At 65.9% G+C, this 21,505-nt stretch carries 21 protein-coding genes; 9 read left to right on the top strand and 12 right to left on the bottom strand.

Translation table 11 applies throughout. The features are described from left to right. Positions 1-71: 71 nt before the first annotated feature. Genes ATE67_RS01440 through ATE67_RS01415 form a run of 6 tightly spaced genes read left to right on the top strand, consistent with a single transcriptional unit; the run spans position 72 to position 6,002 of the window. Complete coding sequence (locus ATE67_RS01440) at positions 72-1,331, top strand: cytochrome P450 (RefSeq protein ID WP_058815214.1); 1,260 nt, start codon at positions 72-74, stop codon at positions 1,329-1,331. Further along, positions 1,328-2,389 (top strand): acyl-CoA dehydrogenase family protein, encoded by a 1,062-nt coding sequence (locus ATE67_RS01435; RefSeq protein WP_058814913.1) that lies wholly within the window; start codon positions 1,328-1,330, stop codon positions 2,387-2,389. The genes ATE67_RS01440 and ATE67_RS01435 overlap by 4 nt, the downstream gene beginning before the upstream one ends. Next, positions 2,386-2,778, top strand: coding sequence for a Zn-ribbon domain-containing OB-fold protein (locus ATE67_RS01430; protein ID WP_058814912.1), 393 nt, complete (start codon positions 2,386-2,388; stop codon positions 2,776-2,778). Before ATE67_RS01435 ends, ATE67_RS01430 begins: the two co-directional genes overlap by 4 nt. Then, complete coding sequence (locus tag ATE67_RS01425) at positions 2,775-3,923, top strand: thiolase family protein (protein ID WP_058814911.1); 1,149 nt, start codon at positions 2,775-2,777, stop codon at positions 3,921-3,923. Before ATE67_RS01430 ends, ATE67_RS01425 begins: the two co-directional genes overlap by 4 nt. A gap of 7 nt (positions 3,924-3,930) precedes the next feature. Further along, positions 3,931-5,139 (top strand): acyl-CoA dehydrogenase family protein, encoded by a 1,209-nt coding sequence (locus ATE67_RS01420; protein ID WP_058814910.1) that lies wholly within the window; start codon positions 3,931-3,933, stop codon positions 5,137-5,139. A gap of 44 nt (positions 5,140-5,183) precedes the next feature. Then, positions 5,184-6,002, top strand: a complete 819-nt coding sequence (locus tag ATE67_RS01415) for a helix-turn-helix transcriptional regulator (RefSeq protein ID WP_231728001.1) — start codon at positions 5,184-5,186, stop codon at positions 6,000-6,002. Positions 6,003-6,126: 124 nt separating this feature from the next. Here ATE67_RS01415 and ATE67_RS01410 read toward each other — a convergent pair whose 3' ends face one another. Next, entirely contained in the window at positions 6,127-6,663 is a 537-nt protein-coding gene (locus ATE67_RS01410) for a VOC family protein (RefSeq protein ID WP_058814908.1), read from the bottom strand. Positions 6,664-6,761: 98 nt separating this feature from the next. Between ATE67_RS01410 and ATE67_RS01405 the strand changes: the two genes are divergently transcribed. The 3 genes from ATE67_RS01405 to ATE67_RS01395 are packed head-to-tail and all read left to right on the top strand — an operon-like array spanning position 6,762 to position 10,233. Further along, positions 6,762-7,991 (top strand): aromatic ring-hydroxylating oxygenase subunit alpha, encoded by a 1,230-nt coding sequence (locus ATE67_RS01405; RefSeq protein ID WP_058814907.1) that lies wholly within the window; start codon positions 6,762-6,764, stop codon positions 7,989-7,991. A 17-nt stretch (positions 7,992-8,008) separates the two neighbouring features. Further along, positions 8,009-9,436 carry an aromatic ring-hydroxylating oxygenase subunit alpha gene (locus ATE67_RS01400; protein WP_058814906.1) on the top strand — a complete coding sequence of 476 codons (1,428 nt, stop codon included), beginning with the start codon at positions 8,009-8,011 and terminating at the stop codon, positions 9,434-9,436. Next, positions 9,436-10,233, top strand: a complete 798-nt coding sequence (locus ATE67_RS01395; RefSeq protein WP_058814905.1) for a sugar phosphate isomerase/epimerase family protein — start codon at positions 9,436-9,438, stop codon at positions 10,231-10,233. Before ATE67_RS01400 ends, ATE67_RS01395 begins: the two co-directional genes overlap by 1 nt. Here the strand turns inward: ATE67_RS01395 and ATE67_RS01390 are convergent. The 11 genes from ATE67_RS01390 to ATE67_RS01340 form a co-directional block, all read right to left on the bottom strand. After that, positions 10,230-11,132 (bottom strand): SDR family oxidoreductase, encoded by a 903-nt coding sequence (locus ATE67_RS01390; protein ID WP_058814904.1) that lies wholly within the window; start codon positions 11,130-11,132, stop codon positions 10,230-10,232. The genes ATE67_RS01395 and ATE67_RS01390 overlap by 4 nt on opposite strands. Beyond that, positions 11,129-11,542, bottom strand: coding sequence for a nuclear transport factor 2 family protein (locus ATE67_RS01385; protein ID WP_058814903.1), 414 nt, complete (start codon positions 11,540-11,542; stop codon positions 11,129-11,131). The genes ATE67_RS01390 and ATE67_RS01385 overlap by 4 nt, the downstream gene beginning before the upstream one ends. Continuing rightward, the gene (locus tag ATE67_RS01380; protein WP_058814902.1) at positions 11,539-11,769 is read right to left on the bottom strand and encodes a biotin/lipoyl-containing protein; all 231 of its coding nucleotides are present in this window, start codon (positions 11,767-11,769) and stop codon (positions 11,539-11,541) included. Before ATE67_RS01380 ends, ATE67_RS01385 begins: the two co-directional genes overlap by 4 nt. Before the next feature lie 3 nt (positions 11,770-11,772). Next, positions 11,773-12,762: an alpha-ketoacid dehydrogenase subunit beta gene (locus ATE67_RS01375; RefSeq protein ID WP_058814901.1), complete on the bottom strand. Its 990-nt coding sequence runs from the start codon at positions 12,760-12,762 to the stop codon at positions 11,773-11,775. Then, positions 12,759-13,739: a thiamine pyrophosphate-dependent dehydrogenase E1 component subunit alpha gene (locus ATE67_RS01370; protein WP_058814900.1), complete on the bottom strand. Its 981-nt coding sequence runs from the start codon at positions 13,737-13,739 to the stop codon at positions 12,759-12,761. Before ATE67_RS01370 ends, ATE67_RS01375 begins: the two co-directional genes overlap by 4 nt. Continuing rightward, entirely contained in the window at positions 13,736-14,383 is a 648-nt protein-coding gene (locus ATE67_RS01365) for a glutathione S-transferase family protein (protein ID WP_058814899.1), read from the bottom strand. Before ATE67_RS01365 ends, ATE67_RS01370 begins: the two co-directional genes overlap by 4 nt. A 10-nt stretch (positions 14,384-14,393) precedes the next feature. Then, on the bottom strand, positions 14,394-15,158 hold the full coding sequence (locus ATE67_RS01360) for an SDR family NAD(P)-dependent oxidoreductase (RefSeq protein ID WP_058814898.1): 765 nt from the start codon (positions 15,156-15,158) through the stop codon (positions 14,394-14,396). Positions 15,159-15,298: 140 nt separating this feature from the next. Continuing rightward, positions 15,299-16,603, bottom strand: a complete 1,305-nt coding sequence (locus ATE67_RS01355) for a sugar MFS transporter (RefSeq protein WP_058814897.1) — start codon at positions 16,601-16,603, stop codon at positions 15,299-15,301. A gap of 41 nt (positions 16,604-16,644) precedes the next feature. After that, positions 16,645-19,104: a glycoside hydrolase family 3 protein gene (locus ATE67_RS01350; RefSeq protein WP_231728000.1), complete on the bottom strand. Its 2,460-nt coding sequence runs from the start codon at positions 19,102-19,104 to the stop codon at positions 16,645-16,647. Between the two features lie 120 nt (positions 19,105-19,224). Further along, complete coding sequence (locus tag ATE67_RS01345) at positions 19,225-20,406, bottom strand: MFS transporter (protein ID WP_058814895.1); 1,182 nt, start codon at positions 20,404-20,406, stop codon at positions 19,225-19,227. Next, the gene (locus ATE67_RS01340; protein ID WP_058814894.1) at positions 20,399-21,448 is read right to left on the bottom strand and encodes a LacI family DNA-binding transcriptional regulator; all 1,050 of its coding nucleotides are present in this window, start codon (positions 21,446-21,448) and stop codon (positions 20,399-20,401) included. Before ATE67_RS01340 ends, ATE67_RS01345 begins: the two co-directional genes overlap by 8 nt. Between the last annotated feature and the right edge of the window lie 57 nt (positions 21,449-21,505).

Raw genomic sequence — 21,505 nt, 5'->3', positions numbered from 1 at the left:
AAAACGTGCATCGCGCGGCGGGTGCGGCTGCATATAGTTGCGCCGATAACGAGAAGATTGAGGGACGAGGCGTGAACACTATCGCCGCAAGCAGCTTTTTCGAGCCGCAGGTCATCGCCGACCCGTTCGATTATTATCGCGCCTGGCTGCCCAAAAGCCCTGTCGTCCAACTGTCGGAAACGATGTTCCTGGTGCTCTCGTACGACCTGTGCGCGCAGGCGACGGGCGATGTGGAGACTTTCTCGAACAATTTTCAGGGCGCCTTGTCGGGCGCGATGGCGGAGGATGGCGATGTCGCCGCAATTCTCGCCGAGGGCTGGCCGCAGGTCGATACGCTGCTTACCGCCGATCCGCCGACGCACACCCGCTTTCGCAAGCTGGTCAATCTCGCCTTCTCGATGAAGCGCGTCGCCGCGATCGAAGAGGATATGCGCGGCGTCGTGATCGAGCTGATCGAGAAGATGGCCGCAGCCCATGAGTCCGGGGCAGAAGTCGATTTCGTCCGCGATTTCGGCATTCCGCTGCCCGTCGCGATGATCGCCAGCCAGATCGGCATGACCGGCGACGATCTCGACAAGGTGAAGCGCTGGTCCGATGCCTTCGTCGACCGTCTCGGGCGGATGATCCCCAAGGAGCGCGAGCTGGAATGTGCGCGCGAGGTCGTCGAGTTCCAGCATTTCGTCAAGGCCAAGATCGACGAGCGCCGCGCGAACCGCACCGACGACCTGCTCTCCGACCTCGTCTATGCCGAGGTCGACGGCGAACGACCGCTGGAGGACGCCGAAATCCTGTCGATCATGCAGCAGTTGATGGTCGCGGGGAACGAGACGACGACCTCGGCGCTCGCCGGCGGTCTGCTCCAGCTGATCGAAAACCCCGACCAGATGGCAAAGGCGGTGGCCGCCGCCGACACAGGAAACGAGCGCGCGATCATCAATCTCGTCGAAGAAGTGCTGCGCACCGAAAGCCCGACCGCGGGCATGTGGCGGATCGTGCTGAAAGACGCCGAGCTTGGCGGAGTGAATATTCCCAAAGGCGCGATGGTCCAGCTGCGCTATGCCGCGGCGAACCGCGACCCGGCCAAATATCCCGACCCCGACCGATTCGACATCGAACGCGCCAATGCGCGCAGCCACCTGGCTTTCGGCAAGGGCATCCATATGTGCGTCGGCAATATGCTGAGCCGCAAGGAAATGGCCGTCGCCTATACCGAGCTGCTAAAGCGCCTGACCGATTTTCGCGTCGCCGACGGACATGTTCCGAGCTGGCCGCCGAACATGCTGCTGCGCGGGCTGACCACGCTGCCGATCAGCTTTCGGCGGCGCGCATGAACTTCGACCTCGACGAAGACCAGCAGCTGACGCGCGACACGATCGGCCGCTTTCTGCGTCCGGTCGATGTCGCGGCGCGGCACGCAATGCGGCGCAGCGCAGGCGGCTATCCGCGCACGCGCTGGCAGGAGATCGCCGACTTGGGCCTGCTGGCGCTCGCGGCGCCCGAGGCGCTGGGCGGGATCGGCGGCACGATGGTCGATCTGGCGCTCGCCGCCGAGGCGCTTGGCACGGGGATCGCGATCGATCCCTGGATCGAAAATGGCGTGCTGCCGATCCGCCTTGCCGCGGCCGCCGGAGACGCAGCGCTTGTCGCCGACCTGCTGGCCGGCCAGCGCCTCGCGGCCGTCGCCTTTGCCGAGCCGGGCCGGCGCTATGAAACGACAGCGGTCGGGACGAGGGCCGAGGACGGCCAGATCGTCGGCGCGAAGATTTTCGTTCTTGGCGCGCCGCTGGCCGACACGCTGCTCGTCACGATCGCGGGCGACCGGCTGGCCAAGATCGCGCCCGATGCCGCCGGGGTCGTGCGGCAGGATTATCCGGTAATCGACGGATCGAACGCCGCGACGCTCGACCTGCACCGGGCGCCGGCCGACATCTTCGACCTGCCCGACGCCAAATTCCGGCGCGTGATCGGCGACGTCCAGACGCTGGCCGCCGCCGAAATGCTCGGCCTGGCGCAGCGGATGTTCGACGACACGCTTGCCTATGTCGGCGAGCGCCAGCAGTTCGGCGCCGCGATCGGCAGCTTTCAGGCGCTCCAGCACCGGCTCGTCGAATGCTATGCCGCGCTCGAACAGGCGCGTTCGATGGTGCTGCGCACCGCGATGCTCGACCCCACCACCGACGACGCCAACTGGCCGCGCATCGCCGCGGGGGCCAAGGCCTTTGTCGGCGAAGCGGCCATGCGGATCGGGCTGGAAGCGGTGCAGATGCACGGCGGCATGGGGCAGACCGACGAGCTGGCGATCGGCCATGCGCTGAAACGGGTGATGCTGCTCGACAAATTGTTCGGCGATCAGGACCATTGCCTGCGCAGCTTTGCGAGAGCGGGATGAGCGCGCTCGCCCCCATTGCGCCGGGCCTGTGGACCGACGAGGCCGAACCGCGGCTGATCGGCGGCCGCCGCGCCGACGGCGAGATCGTCTTTCCCGTGCCCGATGGCGACGCCGCGGCGCTGGTCGAACCCGTCGCGCTGTCGCGCAAGGGTGCGCTTTGGTCGTGGACGACGCAGGGGTTCGAACCCAAGGAGCCCTACAGCGGCCCGCAGCCGTTCCAGCCTTTCCTCCTCGGCTATGTCGAGCTGCCCGGCGAGGTGATCGTCGAGACGCGGATCGTCGATGCCACTCCCGACGACCTGATCATCGGCATGCCGATGGAGTTCGCGGTCGTTCCCTTCGACGACACACGGTCGACCTATGCCTTCCGCCCGGAGCGCCAGCCATGAGTGACGACGTCTATATCATCGGCGCCGGCATCCACCCCTTTGGCCGCACCGACGGGCGGTCGGGGCGCGACCAGGGCGTGTTCGCGGTGCGCGAGGCGCTGGCCGACGCAGGCATCGCGTGGAGCGACGTCGAATTCGCCTATGGCGGGTCGGCGGCGGCGGGATCGGCCGACATCATGGTCAACGAACTCGGCCTGACCAGCGTGCCCTTCATCAACGTCGCCAATGGCTGCGCGACGGGAGGCAGCGCGCTGACCGCGGCGCAAAATGCCATCGCGGCGGGCGCGTGCGACATCGCGCTCGCCGTCGGTTTCGACAAGCATCCGCGTGGTGCCTTCAACGCCAAGCCTGCCGATTACGGCCTGCCCGATTGGTATGGCGAGACGGGGATGATGCTGACGACGCAATTCTTCGCGCTCAAGATCCAGCGCTACATGGCGCTCCACGGGATCAGCCGCCGGACGCTGGGGCTGGTGGCCGAAAAGGCGTTTCGCAACGGCACCTTATGCGACCATGCCTGGCGGCGCTCGCCGGTCGATCTCGACACGATATTGAACGCGCCGATGGTCAACGATCCGCTGACCAAATATATGTTCTGCTCGCCCGCCGAGGGCGCGGTCGCGCTGGTGCTGGCATCGGCCAGGAAGGTGCGCGAACTCGGCGCCGACGCGGTGCGCATCGCGAGCGTCGCCTTCCGCACCCGCCCCGAGGGGTCGTTCGAGGTGTTCGCGCCGTCGATCAGCGTGGGCGGCGGCGGCAAGCCGACGGAGATCGCCAGCAAGGCCGCGTTCGAAATGGCCGGCATCGGGCCCGAGGATGTCTCGGTCGCGCAGTTGCAGGACACCGAAAGCGGCGCCGAGATCATGCATATGGCCGAAAACGGCTTCTGCGCCGACGGCGAACAGGAACACTGGCTGGCCGAGGGCTGGAGCGAGATCGGCGGCAGGCTGCCGGTCAACACCGACGGCGGCTGCCTCGCGTGCGGCGAGCCGATCGGCGCTTCGGGCCTGCGGCAGGTCTATGAGAACACCGTGCAGCTGCGCGGGCGCGGCGGCGAACGACAGGTGCCGAACGACCCCAAGGTCGGTTATTCCCACGTCTATGGCGCGCCCGGCCTGTCGGCCGTCGCGATCCTCGAACGCTAGAAGAAATATGGATCTGGATCTGACCAAGGACGAACAGGAATTTCGCGAGGAAGTGCGCGACTTCCTGCGCACGTCGCTGCCCGATTATGTCCGCGACGGCGCGCGGCGCACCCCCGGGGTTTTCGTCGAACCCGACATCGGCCTCGTCTGGCACCGCATCCTCAACGACAAGGGCTGGGTCGCCTATCATTGGCCCGAGGATTGCGGCGGCACGGGCTGGACGCCGATGCAGCGCTATATCTTCGAAAAGGAGTGCGCGGTCGCCGGCGCCCCTGCGCTGTCGGTGCTGGGTCTCCGCCTCGTCGGCCCCGTGATCTGCGCCTTCGGCACGCAGGAGCAGAAGGACCGCTTCCTCCCCGCGATCCGCGCCGGGACCGATTATTGGTGCCAGGGCTACAGCGAACCGCAGAGCGGCTCCGACCTGGCCTCGCTGCGCACCCGCGCGCGGCGCGAGGGCGACGAATATATCGTCGATGGGTCGAAAATCTGGACGACGCACGCGCATCACGCGAACTGGATCTTCTGCCTCGTTCGCACCGACGGCGAGGTCAAGAAACAGGCTGGGATCAGCTTCCTGCTGATCCCGATGGCCCAGCCCGGCGTCACTGTCACCCCGATCATCACCATGGCGGGCGATCACGAGGTCAACCAGGTCTTCCTCGACGGCGCGCGCACGTCGGTCGACAACCGGATCGGCGAGGAAGGCCAGGGCTGGACGATCGCAAAATTCCTGCTCGAGAACGAGCGCGGCGGGTCGTTCCACGCGCCGCGCCTGATCCGCGCCATCGACCATCTGGAACAGCTCGCGGGCGCCGCGCCGAGCGGACATAATGGCCCGCTCGGCGACGATCCGCAGGTCGCGATGCGAATCGCGCGGCTGCGACTGGAGGCCGAAGCGCTCGAAACAACCGAACTGCGCATCCTCGCCGACATCGCGAAGGGTCGCCCGGCCGGGCCGCAGACGTCGCTGGTCAAACTGATCTCGTCCGAGATCCACCAGCGGATCGATGGCGTGGCGATGGATCTGCACGGCTATGACGGCCTGCAATTGCCGACCGTCCGGCCGCTCTATGGCAATGAAGCGCCGCCGGCGATCGGCGACGAGGACGCACAGGTCGCGGCGGCCCGCTATCTCAACAGTCGTGCCTGGACCGTCTTCGGGGGTTCGAGCGAGGTCCAGAAGAATATCATAGCAAAGACGGTGCTCCGCTTATGACACATGCATTGCGACTTGCCGGTCCGTATGAGATAGTCCCCGCCATGGGAGAACAGGCAGAAAAACTGCCGGTCGACGGGTTTGCACCGCCAATGGACGCCCGGACGCTGGTCGAAGCGGTCACGATCCGCAATGTGGAGGATATTCACGATGCGGCCGTCGTGCTGCGCGATTATGCCGCGGCCTATGGCCTGCGCGTCGCGCTGTGCGACGATATCGCATCCAAAGAGACGATGGTCGATGCCGACGGCGCGGTTCTGGCCGCCGACCTGTTCGGCTGGCTGGGAGACGGCGAGCGCTGGTGGGAGGACCATCGGCTGGCGCTCCATTCGCCGCTGCCGCGCTCATGCCGCTACGAAAGCGAGCCCTTCTGGTGCAACAGCGAAGGATTTCGCACCGCGCAGCCCAACCCCTATCTCGAAGAGATCGATCCGGGGCGCTATTTTGCCGCGAACCCGCGTTACAAATCGGCGATCGTGGTTCCGGTCCATCTGCCCTTCGGCCAGATTTCGGCCAACAGCTTTCATCCTGGCGATCCAGACATCGTCGACCTGACCGATTTGTTCGCCGAAATCGGCGACACGCTGGGCCTCGCGACGCGGCGCTTCATCGCCGGCTATGCCTCGGCGATGCGCACCAAGCGACGCATTCCCTCGGATTGCGAACTGTCGAAGCGCGAAGTCGAATGCCTGCGCTGGGCGGCGATCGGCAAGACCGACCGCGAAATCGGCATGATCATCTCGCTGAGCCACGCCACGGTCCGTTATCATGTGCACCGCGCGGGCGAGAAGCTGAACTCGGTCAACCGCGCGCAGACGATTTTCAAGGCCGGGCAGCTGGGGTATCTGGGGGCGAATAGTTAGAGCTATCCTATATTCCGTTCGTGCTGAGCTTGTCGAAGCACCGTCCTTCTCTTCTGCGCCGCCAAAAGGAAGAGCGGCGCTTCGACAAGCTCAGGGCGAACGGAGTTGGGCGAGCGCGATCGAATTACCCCAACGACCGGAGCGGCGCGCTTCCGTCCCAGTCCTTCGCTGCATCGCGCATCATTGCGAACAGTTCGCGCGTGCCTGCCTGCGGTTCCAGCAGTTCGATCAGCGTCCCCGGCCCGGTGCCGGGGTCGGCGTAGATCACCCCGCCGCTGTCGCCGACGGGCGCCTCGAAGATGACTACCGCACCGACCTCGGCGCAGCGCGTCCGCGCCTCCGCAATCGAATCGACCAGCACGCACACATGGTGCAGCCCCTCGCCCACCGCATATTCGCCGCGATAGAGCGACTTCGCGTCATTCTCCGGCTGGATCAGCTCGATCTGCATGTCACCCCAATAGCCGAGTGCCATGGTGAACACCGGATCGCTCGCCTCGCCGCGATAGCGCCCTCCGGGGAGCGACACGTTGGGCAGCAGGAAGAAGGGGCCCGCACCCATCACCTCGGTCCAGTGCTTTACCGCGGCGTCGAAATCGGACGGCACGAAGGCAAGCTGCATGATGTCGCCCAGCGATGCCAGCGTTGCGGGTGCGGCCATGTCTCTCCCCTCAAAAGCGATAGCGCACAAGCGCCAGCCTTTGTGCGATAAGCTGTTCGAGACCCGGAGTCATACTGGGCAAAATGTGAGGGATAGCCATGGCCGAGTCCGACCCCAAGATCGCCGCGCAGGACTGGTTCACCGTCCGCAAGCGCAACGCGCGCGCGGGTCTGCGGAAGCTGGTGGCGATCATCGCCGAGAACCGCACCGACCGCGCCGAGGCGCCGCTGCCGCTGCACAAGTCGGTCTATATGAGCGATGCTCGCAATGCGGCGGAGATGGAGCATGTTTTCCGCAACGAGCCGATCGTCGCCGGGCTCTCGGGCGACATTCCCAAGGCGGGCGACACGCTGGTATTCGACTCGGTCGGCCCGTCGATCCTCGTCACCCGCGGCAAGGACGGCGTCGCGCGCGCTTTTCTCAACATGTGCACCCACCGCGGCGCGAAGCTGGTCGAAGAGAAAGAGCCCTGGAGCGGGCCGCGCCCGCGCCTCGTGTGTCCGTTTCACGCCTGGACCTTCGACCCGGCCGGTCAGCTCGTCGGTCAGCCGGGCAAGGAAGGTTTCGCGAACTGCGAAATCGGCGCGCGCAACCTGATCGAACTGCCTTGCGCCGAGCATCTCGGCCTGATCTTCGTGCGCGCCAATCCCGATGGCGCGCCGATCGATGCCGCCGCGCACTTGGGCGATTTCGGGCCGGTGCTCGCGCAGCTGGAATTGCACCGCGCCGAGCCGGTCAAGAAGGGCATCCTCACCGCGGACGCCAACTGGAAGTTCGCGCTCGACACCTATGGCGAGGGCTATCATTTCAAGATGCTCCACGCTTCGACGATCGGGGTCACGCACTACAGCGACCGCAACGTCTATGAACCGATGGGCCGCCATCACCGCGTCAGCTTTCCCGACCTGTCGATCGGCGAGCTGGTCGGCAAGGACGAAAGCGAATGGCCCGAGACCGACTATGGCGGGGTGCACTTCCTGTTCCCCAACACGGTGATCTTTTTCGGTGCGGTGACGCCCGGCGTCTATTTCACCCAGGTGTTTCGCCTCTTTCCCAACGGAGCGGGCAGGATGTTCTGCCAGTTTGCCGTCTATGCGCCCTTCGGCGTCGAGAGCGAGGAGCATCGCGCGATGTGCGAGATGGCCTATGACGCGACAGCGACCGTCGTCCAGACCGAGGATTATCGCGTCGCCAGCAACGGCTATGCGAATCTCGTCACCGCGCCCGACGATTTCCATGTCGTGCTCGGCGCGAACGAGCCGGCGCTGCACGGCGTCCACCGCTCGATCGCCGCGGCATGCAAGATGCCGCTCGACCAGATCGCCTGACCTTTCCGGAGCTATCGATGAACGACCTCTCCCCGCCCCAGGACCAGACCCGCGACGACCGCTGCCCGGGTACCAGCTATACCGACATGCTCAAAGCCGACACCCGGCGCGTCCCCGACTATCTCTTCGCCGAATCCAATCAGGACCTCGGCGACGCGCCGATCCCGATCGCACGCTATGTCAGCGAGGATTGGGCGAAGCTCGAACGCGAAAGGATGTGGCCGAACATTTGGCAATTCGCCGCGCGCGAAGAGGATATGCCCGAACCCGGCGACACCGTCGTCTATGACATCAACGAGAAGAGCATATTGCTCGTCCGCCAGAAGGATTATTCGGTCAAGGCCTTCTACAACGTCTGCCTCCACCGCGGCCGCAAGCTGCGCACCGAAAGCGGCCCCGCGGTGCATCTGCGCTGCCCTTTCCACGGCTTTTCCTGGCATCACGACGGCCGCTTCAAGGAGGCGCCCTGCGCCTGGGACTTCAAGCATCTCGAAGCCAAGGACATGAGCCTGCCCGAGTTGAAGGTCGAAAGCTGGCAAGGCTTCATCCTCGTCACCGAAAATCACGACCTGCCCGCGTTTCGCGACTGGATCGGCCCCGGGGTGGAACATTACGACAATTGGCGGCTCGACGAATGTTACACCGGCGCGTGGGTCGGCCGCGTCATCCCCGCGAACTGGAAGGCGGTTGCCGAAGCGTTCATGGAGGCGTGGCACAGCATCGTCACCCATCCGCAGATCCTGGGCTTCACCGCCGACGCCAACACGCGATACGATCTCTATGGCGACTTCCTCAATCGCGCGATCACCCCGGCGGGCGCAATGTCGCCGCACATCAAGGGCAAGGACCAATTCTACGTCCTGAAATCGCTCGAGGAGTTCATCGGCGGCGGCGACAGCCGGGCGCGCCGCGCGACGGGTGATCCGACCGACCTCAAGGGCTTCGAGGCCGACGACCCGATGCTGGCGCGCAAGGTGTTGGCGCAGGCGAACCGCGACGCCTTCGCGGCAATGAACGGGCACGATTATTCGAACGCCACCGACAGCGAGATGCTCGACAATTTCACCTATAATGTCTTTCCCAACTGGTCGCCGTGGGGCGGGCTGGTGCCGAACATCGTCTATCGCTGGCGGCCATGGGGCGATGCCGACCATTGCCTGATGGAAGTCCGCATCCTGATGCGCACGCCGAAGGGCGAAAAGCCGCCCAAATCGGCGCCGATGCACCTGATCCCCGACGACCAGCCCTTCGCCAGCGCCAGCCACCTGATCGGCGCCGCGCTCGCCGGGGTGTTCGACCAGGATATGGAAAACCTGCCCTATGTGCAGGAAGGGATGAAGTCGTCGCCGAACGGGGTGATCGAGCTCGGCCATTATCAGGAAAGCCGCATCCGGCATTTCCAACGCACGCTCGGCAAATATATCGACGGCGAACTTCCCGTCTGATGGCGCGCACGGCCCCGCTGCTATCGCTTGCGGCCGGGGTCCTGCCCGAATTTTCGCCCGAGCAAACCGTCGCGGCGGCCATCGACGGCGGCTGGCCGGCGACCGGCATCTGGTACGATCCCGAAACCTGGACCACCGCAACGACGATCGAGGTGCGCGACCGCGCCGCCGACGCAGGACTCGCGATCCTCGATATCGAGGTGATCTGGCTGAAGCCCGGTCCCGACGATCCCGCGCATTTCGCGGCCATCGACGCCGGCGCGGCAATCGGCGCGCGCAATGTCCTGATCGTCAGTTCGGAAGACCATGACGCCCGCGCGGCGGGCAAACTGAACCGGCTCGGCCATCATGCCGCAGCGGCGGGGCTGCGCGCCTGTCTGGAATTTGCGGCCTTCACCACCGTCGGCAGCATCGCGAGCGCAACGGCCCTGCTCGACGCCGCCGACTGCGACAATCTTGGCCTGCTGATCGACCCGCTGCATCTGGCACGGACGGGCGGCTCGCCCGCCGACCTGGCGGCGATCGATCCGCAGCGTTTCCCCTACGCGCAGTTCTGCGACGCGCCGGCGTCGGGCCCGCCGCCGAGCGACGTTCCCGAAATCATCCGCGAAGCGCTCGACCTGCGCCTGATGCCCGGCGACGGCGCGCTGCCCCTGGACGCGCTTCTGGCGCAGTTACCTCCGGCCACACCGCTCAGTGTCGAGCTGCGCAGCGCCGCATTGCGCGACAGGCACCCCGATCCTGCCGATCGCGCGCGCGCGCTCTTCGCCGCGACGCAGCGCTGGTTCGTCGCCTAAGTCCAGTCCTGTCGCTTCGCCCATTCCGAAAACGGGGTCGGTGTTACCCCCAGCAGCCGCGCCGCCGGCGCGGAATCAAGCGCGACGGGCGACACCGGCTGGTCGTTGTACCAGCGATAGAATTTCGCCATCCCGTCATAAATGCTCGCCGGCTGCACCTCACGCGAGCCGGTTACAAGCTCGCTCATCCGCGCCGCGAACTCGTCGGGGCTCAGGCTCTGAAAGCGCACCGGCCGTCCGGTCGCGACGCTTAGCCGCTCGGCAACTTCGGCGCCAACCAGCGGCTCGGGACCGCCCACAGCGATCCGGTCGGCGACCAGATCCTCGTGCAGCAGTGCCGAAGCCATATAGGCCGCGACATCAGTCAGGCAGATCCAGCTGATCTTCAATGTCTCGGCGGCGGGATAGGCGAATACCCCGCTGTTCACGATCGCCGGACGCGACCAGATGCGCGTGATATTGTCCATGAACACCATCGGCTCGATGATGACATAAGGCACGCCGCTCTCATGGATCGCGCGCTCGATATCGCGCCGTCCGTCGTGCGCCGACAGGCCCAGGTCGCGGTCGGCGACGAAGCAGCTGGTGTTGAAGACGATCTTCTGCAGCCCCGCCGCGCTTGCCGCCGCGGCAATATTGCGCCCCATCGTCGCGGCGCGCTCGCGGTCGAATTCGAACGGCAGGTGCATCGCAAGCGCGTCTTGCCCGTCGAAGGCTGCGGTCAGGCTGGCGACGTCGTAGAGATCGGCCGCCACCTCAGGCACATCGGCATGGACCGTCGCCGCCATGGCGCCCGGCCGCCGCACGCCGGCGGTCGGATCGAGGCCCCTCGCCTTCAACGCGGTCAGAAGCGGAATCCCCTGATCGGCGGGGGCGCCGAGGACGAGAATCTTCTTCACGCCGCGCCTTGAACGCTCTCAGCGTTCAGTTGCCCGACCATGTGCGCGGTGTCGAAATAATGGATGCGCATCGACGCCATCTTGCCCGCATCGTCGAATTCGGTGACCTCGGCGATATGCGTCTCGAAGCGTTTGCCGCTCGACTTCGCGGTCACGGTGAAGTGCAGCAGCGCGACGGCATATTTCTCTCCGCCCACCAGCTCCTGCCACTGGACGACGGGATCCTCCCAAAAGCCCATGACATGCGCGTAAAGCCGCTGCAGCGCGTCGCGCCCGCGCCATTCGCCGCCGTAAGGAAGCGACATGGGTTCATAGATGACGAGATCGTCGGCCATGAAATCGGCGACCGCGTCCCACTCGCCGCGTGCGACCGCGGCGTACATCGCCTTGCTGGCTTCGAGCGGGGTCATTCGATCGTGCCGACCAGCGCGCCGACCGGATAGACTTCGCCCTCGACCCCGATCGGACGGATGATCCCGGCGACCTGCGCCTCGACCTCGACCGTCGTCTTGTCGGTTTCGACCGTATAGATGATGTCGCCGACCTCGACGCGCTCGCCGTCGCCGAACATCCATTCGTTCAGCGTCATTTCGGTCGCCGACATGCCGACCTTGGGAATCCGCAGCTCTTCCGCCATGGCTCAGCCTTTCCAGTTGACCGCCGTGCGCACCGCATCGGCGATCGCATCCTTGTTCGGGATCCACGCCTGTTCGAGCGCGTTCGCCATCGGCACCGCCGAAAAGGCACCGCCGATGCGCGTCACCGGCGCCTTGAGCTTGCCGAAAAGCCGTTCGTTAAGCCGCGAGGCGATTTCGGCGCCGGTGCCATATTGCTTCACCGCCTCGTGCAGCACCACCGCGCGGCCGGTCTTTTCGACCGAAGCGTTGACCGTCGCCTCGTCGTAGGGGGCGATGGTGCGGAGATCGATGACCTCGACCGAAATCCCCTCGTCGGCAAGCTTGCCCGCGATTTCGAGCGCGTCGAGCACGGTGCGGCCATAGGTGACGATCGTGCAGTCGCTGCCTTCGCGCGCGATCGCCGCCTTGCCGAGCGGCACGATGTGCCCCGGCCCCGGGTCGTCGGATTTCAGGCCGTAGCAGAGGATATTCTCGATGAAGATCACCGGGTCGTTGCACGCGATCGCCGCGCGCATCAGCCCCTGCGCGTCGGCGGCGTTCGACGGGGTGACGATCTTCAGCCCCGCGACATGCGCGAACCAGGCCTCGAGCATGTCCGAGTGCTGCCCACCGAAGCCGACGCCGACCCCGGTCGTGGTGCGGATCACCAGCGGCACATGGGTCTGCCCGCCCGACATGAAGCGCAGCTTGGCGGCATGGTTGACGATCTGGTCCATCGCGACCGTCACGAAGTTCATCAGCATGATCTCGGCGATCGGGCGGAAGCCCGCGAGCGCCGCCCCGACGCACGCGCCGACGATCGCCTGCTCCGAGATCGGCGTCGCGCGGACGCGGTGCTCGCCATATTTTTCGGTCAACCCCGCCGAGATCTTGAATACCCCGCCGCCTTGTTTGGCGGCGACATCCTCGCCAAGCAGGATCACGCCCTCGTCCTCGGCCATCGCCTCGTCGATCGCGCGGTTGATCGCCTGCGTCATCGTGATCTGGCTCATGCCGCAATCTCCTCTTCGAAGACATCCTTGCGGATTTCCTCGGGCCCCGGCAGCGGGCTGTTGGCGGCGAATTCGGCAGCGGCGTCCATCTGGGCATCGAGATCGGCGACGATCGCGTCGAGCTCCGCCTCGGTAAACTGATGGTCGAGCATCAGTTGTCGCAGCCGCGGCAATGGATCCTCGGCGGCCATTTCGGCGAGATGCTCGGGCGGCATGTAGGAAAAGTCCGCGCCGAAGAAATGGCCCATCATGCGGTAGCACATCGCCTCGATCAGCGTCGGCCCCTCGCCCGCACGGGCGCGGTCGACCGCGGCCTTGGTGGTGGTGTACATCGCGATCGCGTCGTTGCCGTCCACCTTCACGCCGGTCATCCCATAGGCCTTGGCGCGGGTGACGATCGAGTCGACCTTGGTATGGTCGGCAAAGGCGGTGTGCTCGCCGTACCGGTTGTTCTGGCAGAGGAAGATCACCGGCAGCTTCCAGAGCTGCGCCATGTTCATGGCCTCGTGAAACGCGCCGATGTTGGTCGCGCCGTCGCCGAAGCAGACCATCGTCACCTTGCCGTCGCCACGGTTCTGCGACGCGAGCGCGAGGCCGTTGGCGATCGGCAGGCCCGATCCGACGACCCCCGTCGTCACCATCACCCCGGTTTCGGGATGGGTGATGTGCATCGATCCGCCCTTGCCGCGGCAGGTGCCGCCGACCTTGCCTGCAATCTCGGCGAAGAGGGGGTTCAGCGGTACGCCCTTGGCGATCTGGTCGTGCTGGCCGCGATAGGTGGTGACGAGATAATCGTCCTGTTCGAGCGCCGCCATCGCCGCCGCCGACACCAGTTCCTGCCCGCGCACCGTGTAATAGATGACCGCGAGCTTCCCGGTCATCAGCAGCGAACGGAATTTCTCGTCGGCGCGCGCGACGCGCATCGTGCGGGTGTAGATGTCGCGCAGCTTGTCGCGGTCGATCGTCGTGTCGGTCATGCAGGCTCTCCGATGCCCAGTTTGGGGTTGGCGCTGGCGGCGGCACTGGGACGCGCGGCGACCCGGTCACGCCAGGCGGCAAGGTTGGTCAGTGCGGGATCGAGCGGCTGCCCGACCATCGCGCCGAATTCGACGAAGCTGTAGAGCAGGATGTCGGCGAGGCTGAAACGGTCGCCCGCAAGCCACGGCCCCGCCCCGACGATCCGGTGGAGCTGGACCAGCCCGTCGGCAGCGAGCCGCTTCAAATCGGCGGCTGCATCGGGCAGGCAGAGCAGCCGGCTCTCGAACATCGGCAGGCCCTCGGCACCGCGGAAGCCCGCGGTCATCGGGACGACGACGAGCTGGTCGACGATCCGCACCAGCATCCGCGTCTGCGCACGCTCCTCGGCGCCCGCGCCGAGCAAGGCGCGGCCGCCCATAGTCTCGTCCAGATATTCGCAGATGGCGACACTCTCGGCTATGCAGCCGCCATCGTCGAGCTCGAGCAATGGCGTATGCCCAAGCGGGCTCTTGGCGCAGAACTCTGGCTGCCTGTTCTCGGCCGCCATGATATCGACGAACTGGCGATCGACCGCGACTCCCGTCTCGGCGAGGTACATCAGCACCACGCGCGGATTGGGGCCGAGCGACTGATAGAGTTTCATCGCAAGGGCCCTAGAACTGGACGCGCTTGGTGAAGCCGCCGTCGATGACGAGATGCGCACCGGTCATGTAGGGGCAGGCGGGCGAGGCCACGAACACGATGCCTTTCGCCACTTCCTCGGGCTCGCCGAACCGCCCCATCGGCATCTGCGCGAGCGTCGCATCATACAGCGCGGGAACCGCCGACTTGATGACCTCCCAATTGCCGCCGGGATAATAGATGGCGCCGGGCGAGACGATGTTGACGCGGATATTCTGCGCCGCGAGCGCCTGGCTGAGCTGCGAGCCATAGGTGATCAGCGCCGCCTTCAGCGCGTTGAACGCCTGCGGCACGATGAAGGTCTCGACCGCGGCGGTCGACGACATGAAGATGATCGACCCCGATCCCGACGCCGCCAGCGCTTCGGTCAGCGTCTCGACACCGTGCACCGCCCCCATGATGTCCATGTCGAGACCGCGCTGCCAGTCGCCGGTCGCCCCCTGCCCCGACGAGCTCGCGGTGTGGATGAAGATGTCGCAGCCGCCGAGCGTATCGCGCGCCTTTTCCAGCCAGGCGCGATAGCCGTCGGGATTGTTCGTCATGTCGAACTGTTCGCCAAAGACCTTGCCAGGCCCCGCGGCGTCGATCGCCGCCACCGCGGCCGCGACCTTGTCGGCATCGCGCGAGAAGAAAGCGACGTCGGCGCCCTCGGCGGCGAAAATCTTGAGCGAGGCGAGCCCCAGCCCGTGCGCGCCGCCGTTGATGATCACCTTCTTGCCGGCAAGACCCAGATCCATCGCATCCTCCTCATGTCATTTTGCGAGGAAGAGTAACGCGATCTCCGGGTCCTAGACATCAGCAAAAATGGGAGCGGCCAACCGCCGTCTTTGCACGTCCATCAGCCCAAGCTCGCCCGGCGAAAGGACGCGCAGCTCCTTTACGAAGTCGCGCGCCGCGCCGCCCATAGCCCGAAACTGCCGATAATCGCATAGCAGAGGAGCGGCACGGCCAGCGCGACCCGGATATCACCGCTGACGTCGGCCACGACGCCGAACAGATAGGGGACAATCGCGCCGCCGATGATCGCGGTGCACATGATGCCCGAACCCTGCGGCGTCCGGTCGCCAAGCCCCTCGGTCGCGAGGCTGAAAATCGTCGGAAACATCAGCGAGTTGCAAAAGCCGACAAGGACGAGCGCCCAACCCGACAGGGATCCGGTGGTCACCGCCGACAGGATGATCAGCGAAATCGCGCCTGTCGCAAAGGCCGCAAGCACACGTCCGGGCTTGGCCAGCCGCAGGATGAAACCGCCGAGCAGACGCCCGACCAGCGCGCCGAGCCAGTAGAAGGCGACCAGCTTGCCCGCCGCCTGAAGCCCGAGGCCCATGACGCTGGCCTCGCCGAGATAGGCGATCAGGTTCGAACCGATCGCCACCTCGGCGCCGACATAGGCAAAAATGCACAGCGCGCCGAACTGGACGCGCCGGTTGTGGGTGAGCAGGCTCCAGGTGCCCTCTAGCTTCACGTCATCGGTCTTCGCGTGGTCGAGCGCCGATCGATACGTCCAGAACACCGCCGCGATCACGAGCATCAGCACGCCGAGCCACATATAGGCCGTGCCGATCGACGCGCCTTCGGCGACGCGATAGGCCTGAATCTGCGCCTCGGTTGAGGTGTCGGCATCGATCGGCTGCGAATCGCCGAGCAGAAAGGTCGCGCCGCCATAGACCATCAGGAATACGCCGATCGAGTTGAACGCCTGCGCGAAGGTCAGCCGGCTGTGCGAGGTTTCGACCGGTCCAAGCGTGAGGATCACCGGGTTCATCGCCACCTGCAGCACGGTGATCCCCGCGCCGATGCAGAAGAGCGCAGCGAGGAAACCGGGGTAGGACGCCGCGGCCGAGGCGGGGATGAACAGAAAGGATGCCGCCGCGACGATGACGAAGCCGAGCACGAAGGTGCGGATATAGCCGAGCTTCGACATGATGATGCCCGCGGGAATCGAAAAGGCGCCATAGGCGATGAAAAACGCCATCTGGACGAGGTTCGCCTCGGCATGCGTCAGGTGGAACATCGGCTTGAACTTGCCGACCAGCAGGTCGTTGATGTTCGTCACCCCGCCGAGCAGGAAGAACACCGCAAAAGCCAGGATGAGTACAATCTTCGTGCTGCCGCCGCCCCTCCCGGGTTCTTCGACGACACCCGGATCCGCATGTGTCGCAACGTTCGGCGCCAATGCCATGTCTCTTTCTCCCCGGCCTGCCTATATTTTTCGATGTGTGGTCATTCTGCCTTTGGCGGGCAAGCCAGATTCTCACCGACCGCCTCGACCCGCGCCGACATCAGCGTCAGCGCGAGACCCTTGTCGCCGCTGAGGTTCACCGCTTCGTCGATCTTCTTGAAGTCGGCGCCCGCGTCCGCGAAGCAGCGCAGCGGAATCTTGATCATCGAGACCTTGCTGGTGGGCGCGGTCTTGACCAGCTCGCCGATGTCAAAGGCCCGGCCGCCGAGCGACAGCCGCGCCGGGGCGGCGGCGTCGATGCGCCAGTCGAGGCGTAGCGCGAAGCTGTTGTTGAGCTGGCGCATCATGTCGGCGTTCGGGCCGGAGAGGCGGAACGAGGCGGCCCCGGTCCAGACGAAGCTCTTGCCGTCTTCCTGCGCGGCGACATCGACCGAGCGCGTCTTGAGCAGGCCGTAGCTGCTGTCGAGCGGCCCCGAATCGACCTGCCGCGATCCCCCGGCGTCGGCGATCGACAGCGTCCATGGCGCGCGCGCACGGCCGCCCGAGAAGAAATTCTCGACATTCAGCATGCCGGCGATGTCTATGCCCGGCTTCTCGGAAAGCTGCGGCACGCTCTTCTTGTCGGCGTAGGTCAGGCCGTAACCGACGTCGAACTGCGGCTTCTCGATCGGCGAACGCGCGTCGGCGGGCCAGGCGAAGGGCAGTTTCCCGGTAAAGCCGCGCGGCGTCTCGCCATCCTTGCCCGCGACGAGCACGTCGGCAACGCCGTCGCCCTGCGATCCCGGCAGCCAGGCCGCGACGAAGGCGTCGGCGGCGTTGATCTCGGCATTGGTGAACATCGGACGGCCCGACAGGAACACCGCCACCACCGGAATGCCTGCCGCCTTCAGCTTTTTGAGCGTCGCAAGATCGGTCGCCTCGGCGGGCTGATAGTCGAGCGTCGGGACGTCGCCCTGGAATTCGGCATAGGGATGCTCGCCGAACACGACGACCGCCACGTCGGGCTTTTCCTTGTAAGCGCCGCCGTCGGACAGCGTCGCGACGCCGCCCGCGTCGCGCACCGCCTTGTCCATCGCCTCCCAGATCGTCTGGCCGTTTGGGAAGTCGGCGTGGGTGACGTCGGTGCCCTGCCAGCTGATCGTCCAGCCGCCCGACTGGATCGCCATGTCGTTCGCGCCGGGGCCGGTGACGAGGACGCGGGCTCCGGGCTTGATCGGCAGCACGCCGCCATTGTTCTTGAGGAGCACGAGCGATTTCGCGACCGCTTCGCGCGCCACCGCGAGATGGTCGGGGCTCCCGACAGCAGCGAAATTGCCGCGATCGACATGCTCGACGTCGAACAGGCCGAGCTTGTATTTCACACGCAGGATACGGCGCACCGCATCGTCGAGGCGCGCGGCGGGGATCGTGCCGTCCTTCGCCTGCTTCACCGTGGTTTCGTAGAGCCCCTTCCAACTGTCGGGCGCCATGAACATGTCGAGCCCGGCGTTGATCGACTGCGGGCAGTCGGTGACGCTGCACCCGGCGACCTGGCCGTGGCCGTTCCAGTCGCCGACCACGACGCCTGCAAACCCCATCTTGTTCTTGAGCGCGTCGGTCAGCAGGCCCTTATTGCCGTGGTGCTTGACCCCGTTCCAGCTCGAAAAGCTGGCCATGACCGTCAGCGCGCCTGCGTCGATCGCGGCGGGATAGCCCTGCGCATGTTTGGCGACCAATTCCTCTTCGCCGATCTTGGCATCGCCCTGGTCCTTGCCCTCGAAGGTGCCGCCATCGGCGAGGAAATGCTTGGCAGTGGCTGCGACATGCGTCGCGCCGACCGATCGGCCGGGAACGAGCGGTCCCTGCAGCCCGAGCACCATTGCCTTCGCATAATCGGCGACCAGCTGCGGATCCGAAGAATAGCCTTCGTAGCTGCGACCCCAACGCAGATCCTGCGGCACGGCCAATGTCGGTGCGAACGTCCATTCGATCCCGCTGCCCGAGATTTCGGCGGCGGTCACTTGGCCGATGCGGCGGATCAGATCGACATCGCGCGTAGCGCCCAGACCGATATTGTGCGGGAAAAGCGTGGCGCCGGGGATATTGTTGTGGCCGTGGACCGCGTCGACCCCAAAGATGATCGGGATCGCGACGCCGTTCGGCTGCGAGCGCAACGATACCGCGCGAAATTCGCCGACGAGCTTCGCCCAATCTTCGGCGGTCGAGCGTTCGTTGCCGTTGGGGCCGCTATTACCCCCCGCGAGGATCGACCCGAGCGGGTAGGTTTCGAGATCCTTGGGCGTGATGGTGCTGATGTCGCCCTGGATTAGCTGGCCGACCTTCTGCTCGACCGTCATCTTCGCGAGCAGCGCGTCGATGCGCGCTTCGGTTGCGGCGTCGGTGAGCGCGGCGGGGCTTCTGGCGGCCGGCCAGAGATCAGTGTGGACCTCAGCGCTGCCCGAATTCACCGGCTGCGCCGTCGCCACATTGGACCCGCTTGCCAGCAGCATCGCGGTCGCCATCGCTATCGCCTGTCGACGCATCTCTCTCCCATCCCTTTATTGTCGCGCTCTATGTGAACGTTATCAAAATCTCTCTCGCACAGCGTCTGGCCGAAATCAAGCGCGATCGTGGGATGCCGGTCAGGCCCGGCGGGGCATGGTCGCGAGCAGCAGGACGGCGACCGCCGTCAGCCCTGCAAGCAGCAGGAACAGCGCGCTGAATCCGAATCCCGGCACAAGCGAGAGCGTCAGCCACGGCATGATCAGCGACGGCATGGTGTTGGCCAGATTGAAGATGCCGAGGTCGCGCCCGCGATACTTCGCGCGCGGGAGAATACGGAGCGTCTGACCCGCGTGGAGCGACAGAAAGGCTGTCGTCGTGATGCCGAAGACCAGATAAGCGAACTTCGCCGATGTGGGGTCAGCGGCCAGCGCCATACCGACCAGCCCCGCCGCCGACACGATCGCCGTCACAACCAGCGGCGCGAAGGGGCGATCGTTGCGGTCGGCCCAGCGTCCCGCGAGCAGCGCGACCGGCACCGCCACGGTCAGTGCGACGCTGAAAATTCCCGCCTTCTCATTGTCGCCCATCGCGGGGTCGATCGAGCGGAACCAGAAATAGAGATAGGCGAACAGCGCCGCCTCGGCGATCTGGACGAGCAGGCGCGCCAGCCACATTCGCGCGGCAGGCTTGGTGACCTTGCGCTCCTCCGACGCCTCCGACCGCATGAGTTCGGGAAAGGCTCGCGGGCGGCCCAAGACCAAAGCCGGCAGGACCGCGGCCGCGACCATCGCCGCGATCACCGACAGCCGTTCCCCGAAACCGGTGATCCCGGGCAGTGTGACGATCGCCCCCGACCAGGCTCCGAGCGCGGGCGAGAGCGCGAGAAGGCCGCCAAGCAGGCCCTTCTGCTCGTCGGGGACGACATCGCCGGCCCAGGCCGCGAGCGGTCCCAGGATCATGTTGAGCGCAAACTGCCAGGCGATGATCAGGCTCATCAGCGTCGCCATGTCATGCGCGAGCGGCATCGCGAGGAGCAGGAAAATCGTAAGGACCAACCCCGCGCCCACCCACAGCCGCCGCCCGCCGGTCCGGTCGCTGAGCCAGCCGAACAGGATCCCCGCGGTGCTGGCCGCGAGCGCGCCGAAAAAGGTCAGATAGCCGAGCCACTGGACATCGTTCGCGCCCGCCAGCTCGGCCATGCGCGCGGGCAGCAGCAGCGTCAGGAAGGGCACATAGGCGATCGCGCCGCCGGCGGAAGCGAGCGCATAGAGCAACAGGAAGCCGAGTGACTGGCGCCGCGGCGGTTCGGCCTCATCCATAGGGCGCTGTCGATCCGCGCTCGACGAGCCCGCCGCTGACGACTGCGGGCTCCGTCGGCCGCGGCGCGCCGCGCTGCGCGGCGATAATCAGTTCGACCGCGCGCGCCACCGTCTCCGAAATCGGCTGGTCGACGGCGGTCAGCGGCGGTTGGCTGAAATTCACGATTGGCGTGTTGTCGAAGCTGACAAGCGACAGCTGCCCCGGCACATCGATGCCCAGCTCGCGGGCGACCTCGAGCGTCGCGAGCGACATCTGGTCGTTGCTCGCGATGATTGCGCTCGGCGGGTTCGCCTGCCCCAGCAACTGCCGCGCGGCCGCTTCGCCCGAGGCATAGCTGAAATCGCCCTCGGCAAGCAGGCCGTCAGTCAGCAGCCCCGCGGCGGTCATCTCTGCGCGCCAGCCGTCGATGCGCCAGTGGCTGAGGTCATATTCGACCGAGCCCGAAATGAACCCGATGCGCCGATGGCCGAGGTCGATCAGGTGCCGCGTCGCGCGCGCCGCCGATCCTTCGTCATCCATCGTCAGCGCAATCCCCGCCTCGCCGCCGTGCGAGCCGATGCGCGCGAAGGGAATCTTCTGTTGATGCAGCAGGTTGACGATCTGCGGATTGTCCGAATGGGGCGGTGTCAGGATCACCCCGTCGGGTTGCAGCGCCGCGATCGCCGCGCGAAGCTCGCGCTCGATATGGTCGCTGTGCGTATCCACCAGCTCGAAGATCATCCGGTATCCGAACTCGGCGCATTTCAGCATCCCGCCGAACAGCATCTGATCGACCCAGTCGGTGCCCTGCCGCGCCTTCCAGTCCGCGATCGTGCGTTCGCGGTCGTTGATCGCGAGGATGAGGTACGAACGCGACCCGCTCATCCGCTGCGCCGCGATCGAGGGGACATAGCCGAGCTTGTCGATCGACGCCTGCACCCGCTCCTTCATTTCGGGGCGCACATTCGGTTCGTCGTTGATGACGCGGCTCACCGTCTGCAGCGACACCCCCGCGTCGGCTGCAACATGCTTGATCGTCACCGACTGCCGCCGACGCCCCATCAGTCCCCGTCGCCCCCCTTCATGCCACGATTTGCGCTGCTAGCCGCCTCATCGCCG

This window comes from Sphingopyxis sp. H050 (assembly GCF_001468265.1).
Classification (GTDB): Bacteria; Pseudomonadota; Alphaproteobacteria; order Sphingomonadales; family Sphingomonadaceae; genus Sphingopyxis.
Note: the sequence above shows the minus strand (reverse complement) of the source record. Positions and strands in the feature narration are given on the sequence as shown.

Coding starts and splice junctions, on each gene's coding strand:
- ATE67_RS01350 (WP_231728000.1), bottom strand. CDS start 19,104: ATGGCGACCGCGATGCTGCTGGCAAGCGGGTCCAATGTGGCGACGGCG.
- ATE67_RS01430 (WP_058814912.1), top strand. CDS start 2,386: ATGAGCGCGCTCGCCCCCATTGCGCCGGGCCTGTGGACCGACGAGGCC.
- ATE67_RS01410 (WP_058814908.1), bottom strand. CDS start 6,663: ATGGCCGCACCCGCAACGCTGGCATCGCTGGGCGACATCATGCAGCTT.
- ATE67_RS01395 (WP_058814905.1), top strand. CDS start 9,436: ATGGCGCGCACGGCCCCGCTGCTATCGCTTGCGGCCGGGGTCCTGCCC.
- ATE67_RS01345 (WP_058814895.1), bottom strand. CDS start 20,406: ATGGATGAGGCCGAACCGCCGCGGCGCCAGTCACTCGGCTTCCTGTTG.
- ATE67_RS01375 (WP_058814901.1), bottom strand. CDS start 12,762: ATGAGCCAGATCACGATGACGCAGGCGATCAACCGCGCGATCGACGAG.
- ATE67_RS01365 (WP_058814899.1), bottom strand. CDS start 14,383: ATGAAACTCTATCAGTCGCTCGGCCCCAATCCGCGCGTGGTGCTGATG.
- ATE67_RS01405 (WP_058814907.1), top strand. CDS start 6,762: ATGGCCGAGTCCGACCCCAAGATCGCCGCGCAGGACTGGTTCACCGTC.
- ATE67_RS01360 (WP_058814898.1), bottom strand. CDS start 15,158: ATGGATCTGGGTCTTGCCGGCAAGAAGGTGATCATCAACGGCGGCGCG.
- ATE67_RS01380 (WP_058814902.1), bottom strand. CDS start 11,769: ATGGCGGAAGAGCTGCGGATTCCCAAGGTCGGCATGTCGGCGACCGAA.
- ATE67_RS01370 (WP_058814900.1), bottom strand. CDS start 13,739: ATGACCGACACGACGATCGACCGCGACAAGCTGCGCGACATCTACACC.
- ATE67_RS01435 (WP_058814913.1), top strand. CDS start 1,328: ATGAACTTCGACCTCGACGAAGACCAGCAGCTGACGCGCGACACGATC.
- ATE67_RS01385 (WP_058814903.1), bottom strand. CDS start 11,542: ATGACCCCGCTCGAAGCCAGCAAGGCGATGTACGCCGCGGTCGCACGC.
- ATE67_RS01420 (WP_058814910.1), top strand. CDS start 3,931: ATGGATCTGGATCTGACCAAGGACGAACAGGAATTTCGCGAGGAAGTG.
- ATE67_RS01415 (WP_231728001.1), top strand. CDS start 5,184: ATGGGAGAACAGGCAGAAAAACTGCCGGTCGACGGGTTTGCACCGCCA.
- ATE67_RS01425 (WP_058814911.1), top strand. CDS start 2,775: ATGAGTGACGACGTCTATATCATCGGCGCCGGCATCCACCCCTTTGGC.
- ATE67_RS01355 (WP_058814897.1), bottom strand. CDS start 16,603: ATGGCATTGGCGCCGAACGTTGCGACACATGCGGATCCGGGTGTCGTC.
- ATE67_RS01340 (WP_058814894.1), bottom strand. CDS start 21,448: ATGGGGCGTCGGCGGCAGTCGGTGACGATCAAGCATGTTGCAGCCGAC.
- ATE67_RS01400 (WP_058814906.1), top strand. CDS start 8,009: ATGAACGACCTCTCCCCGCCCCAGGACCAGACCCGCGACGACCGCTGC.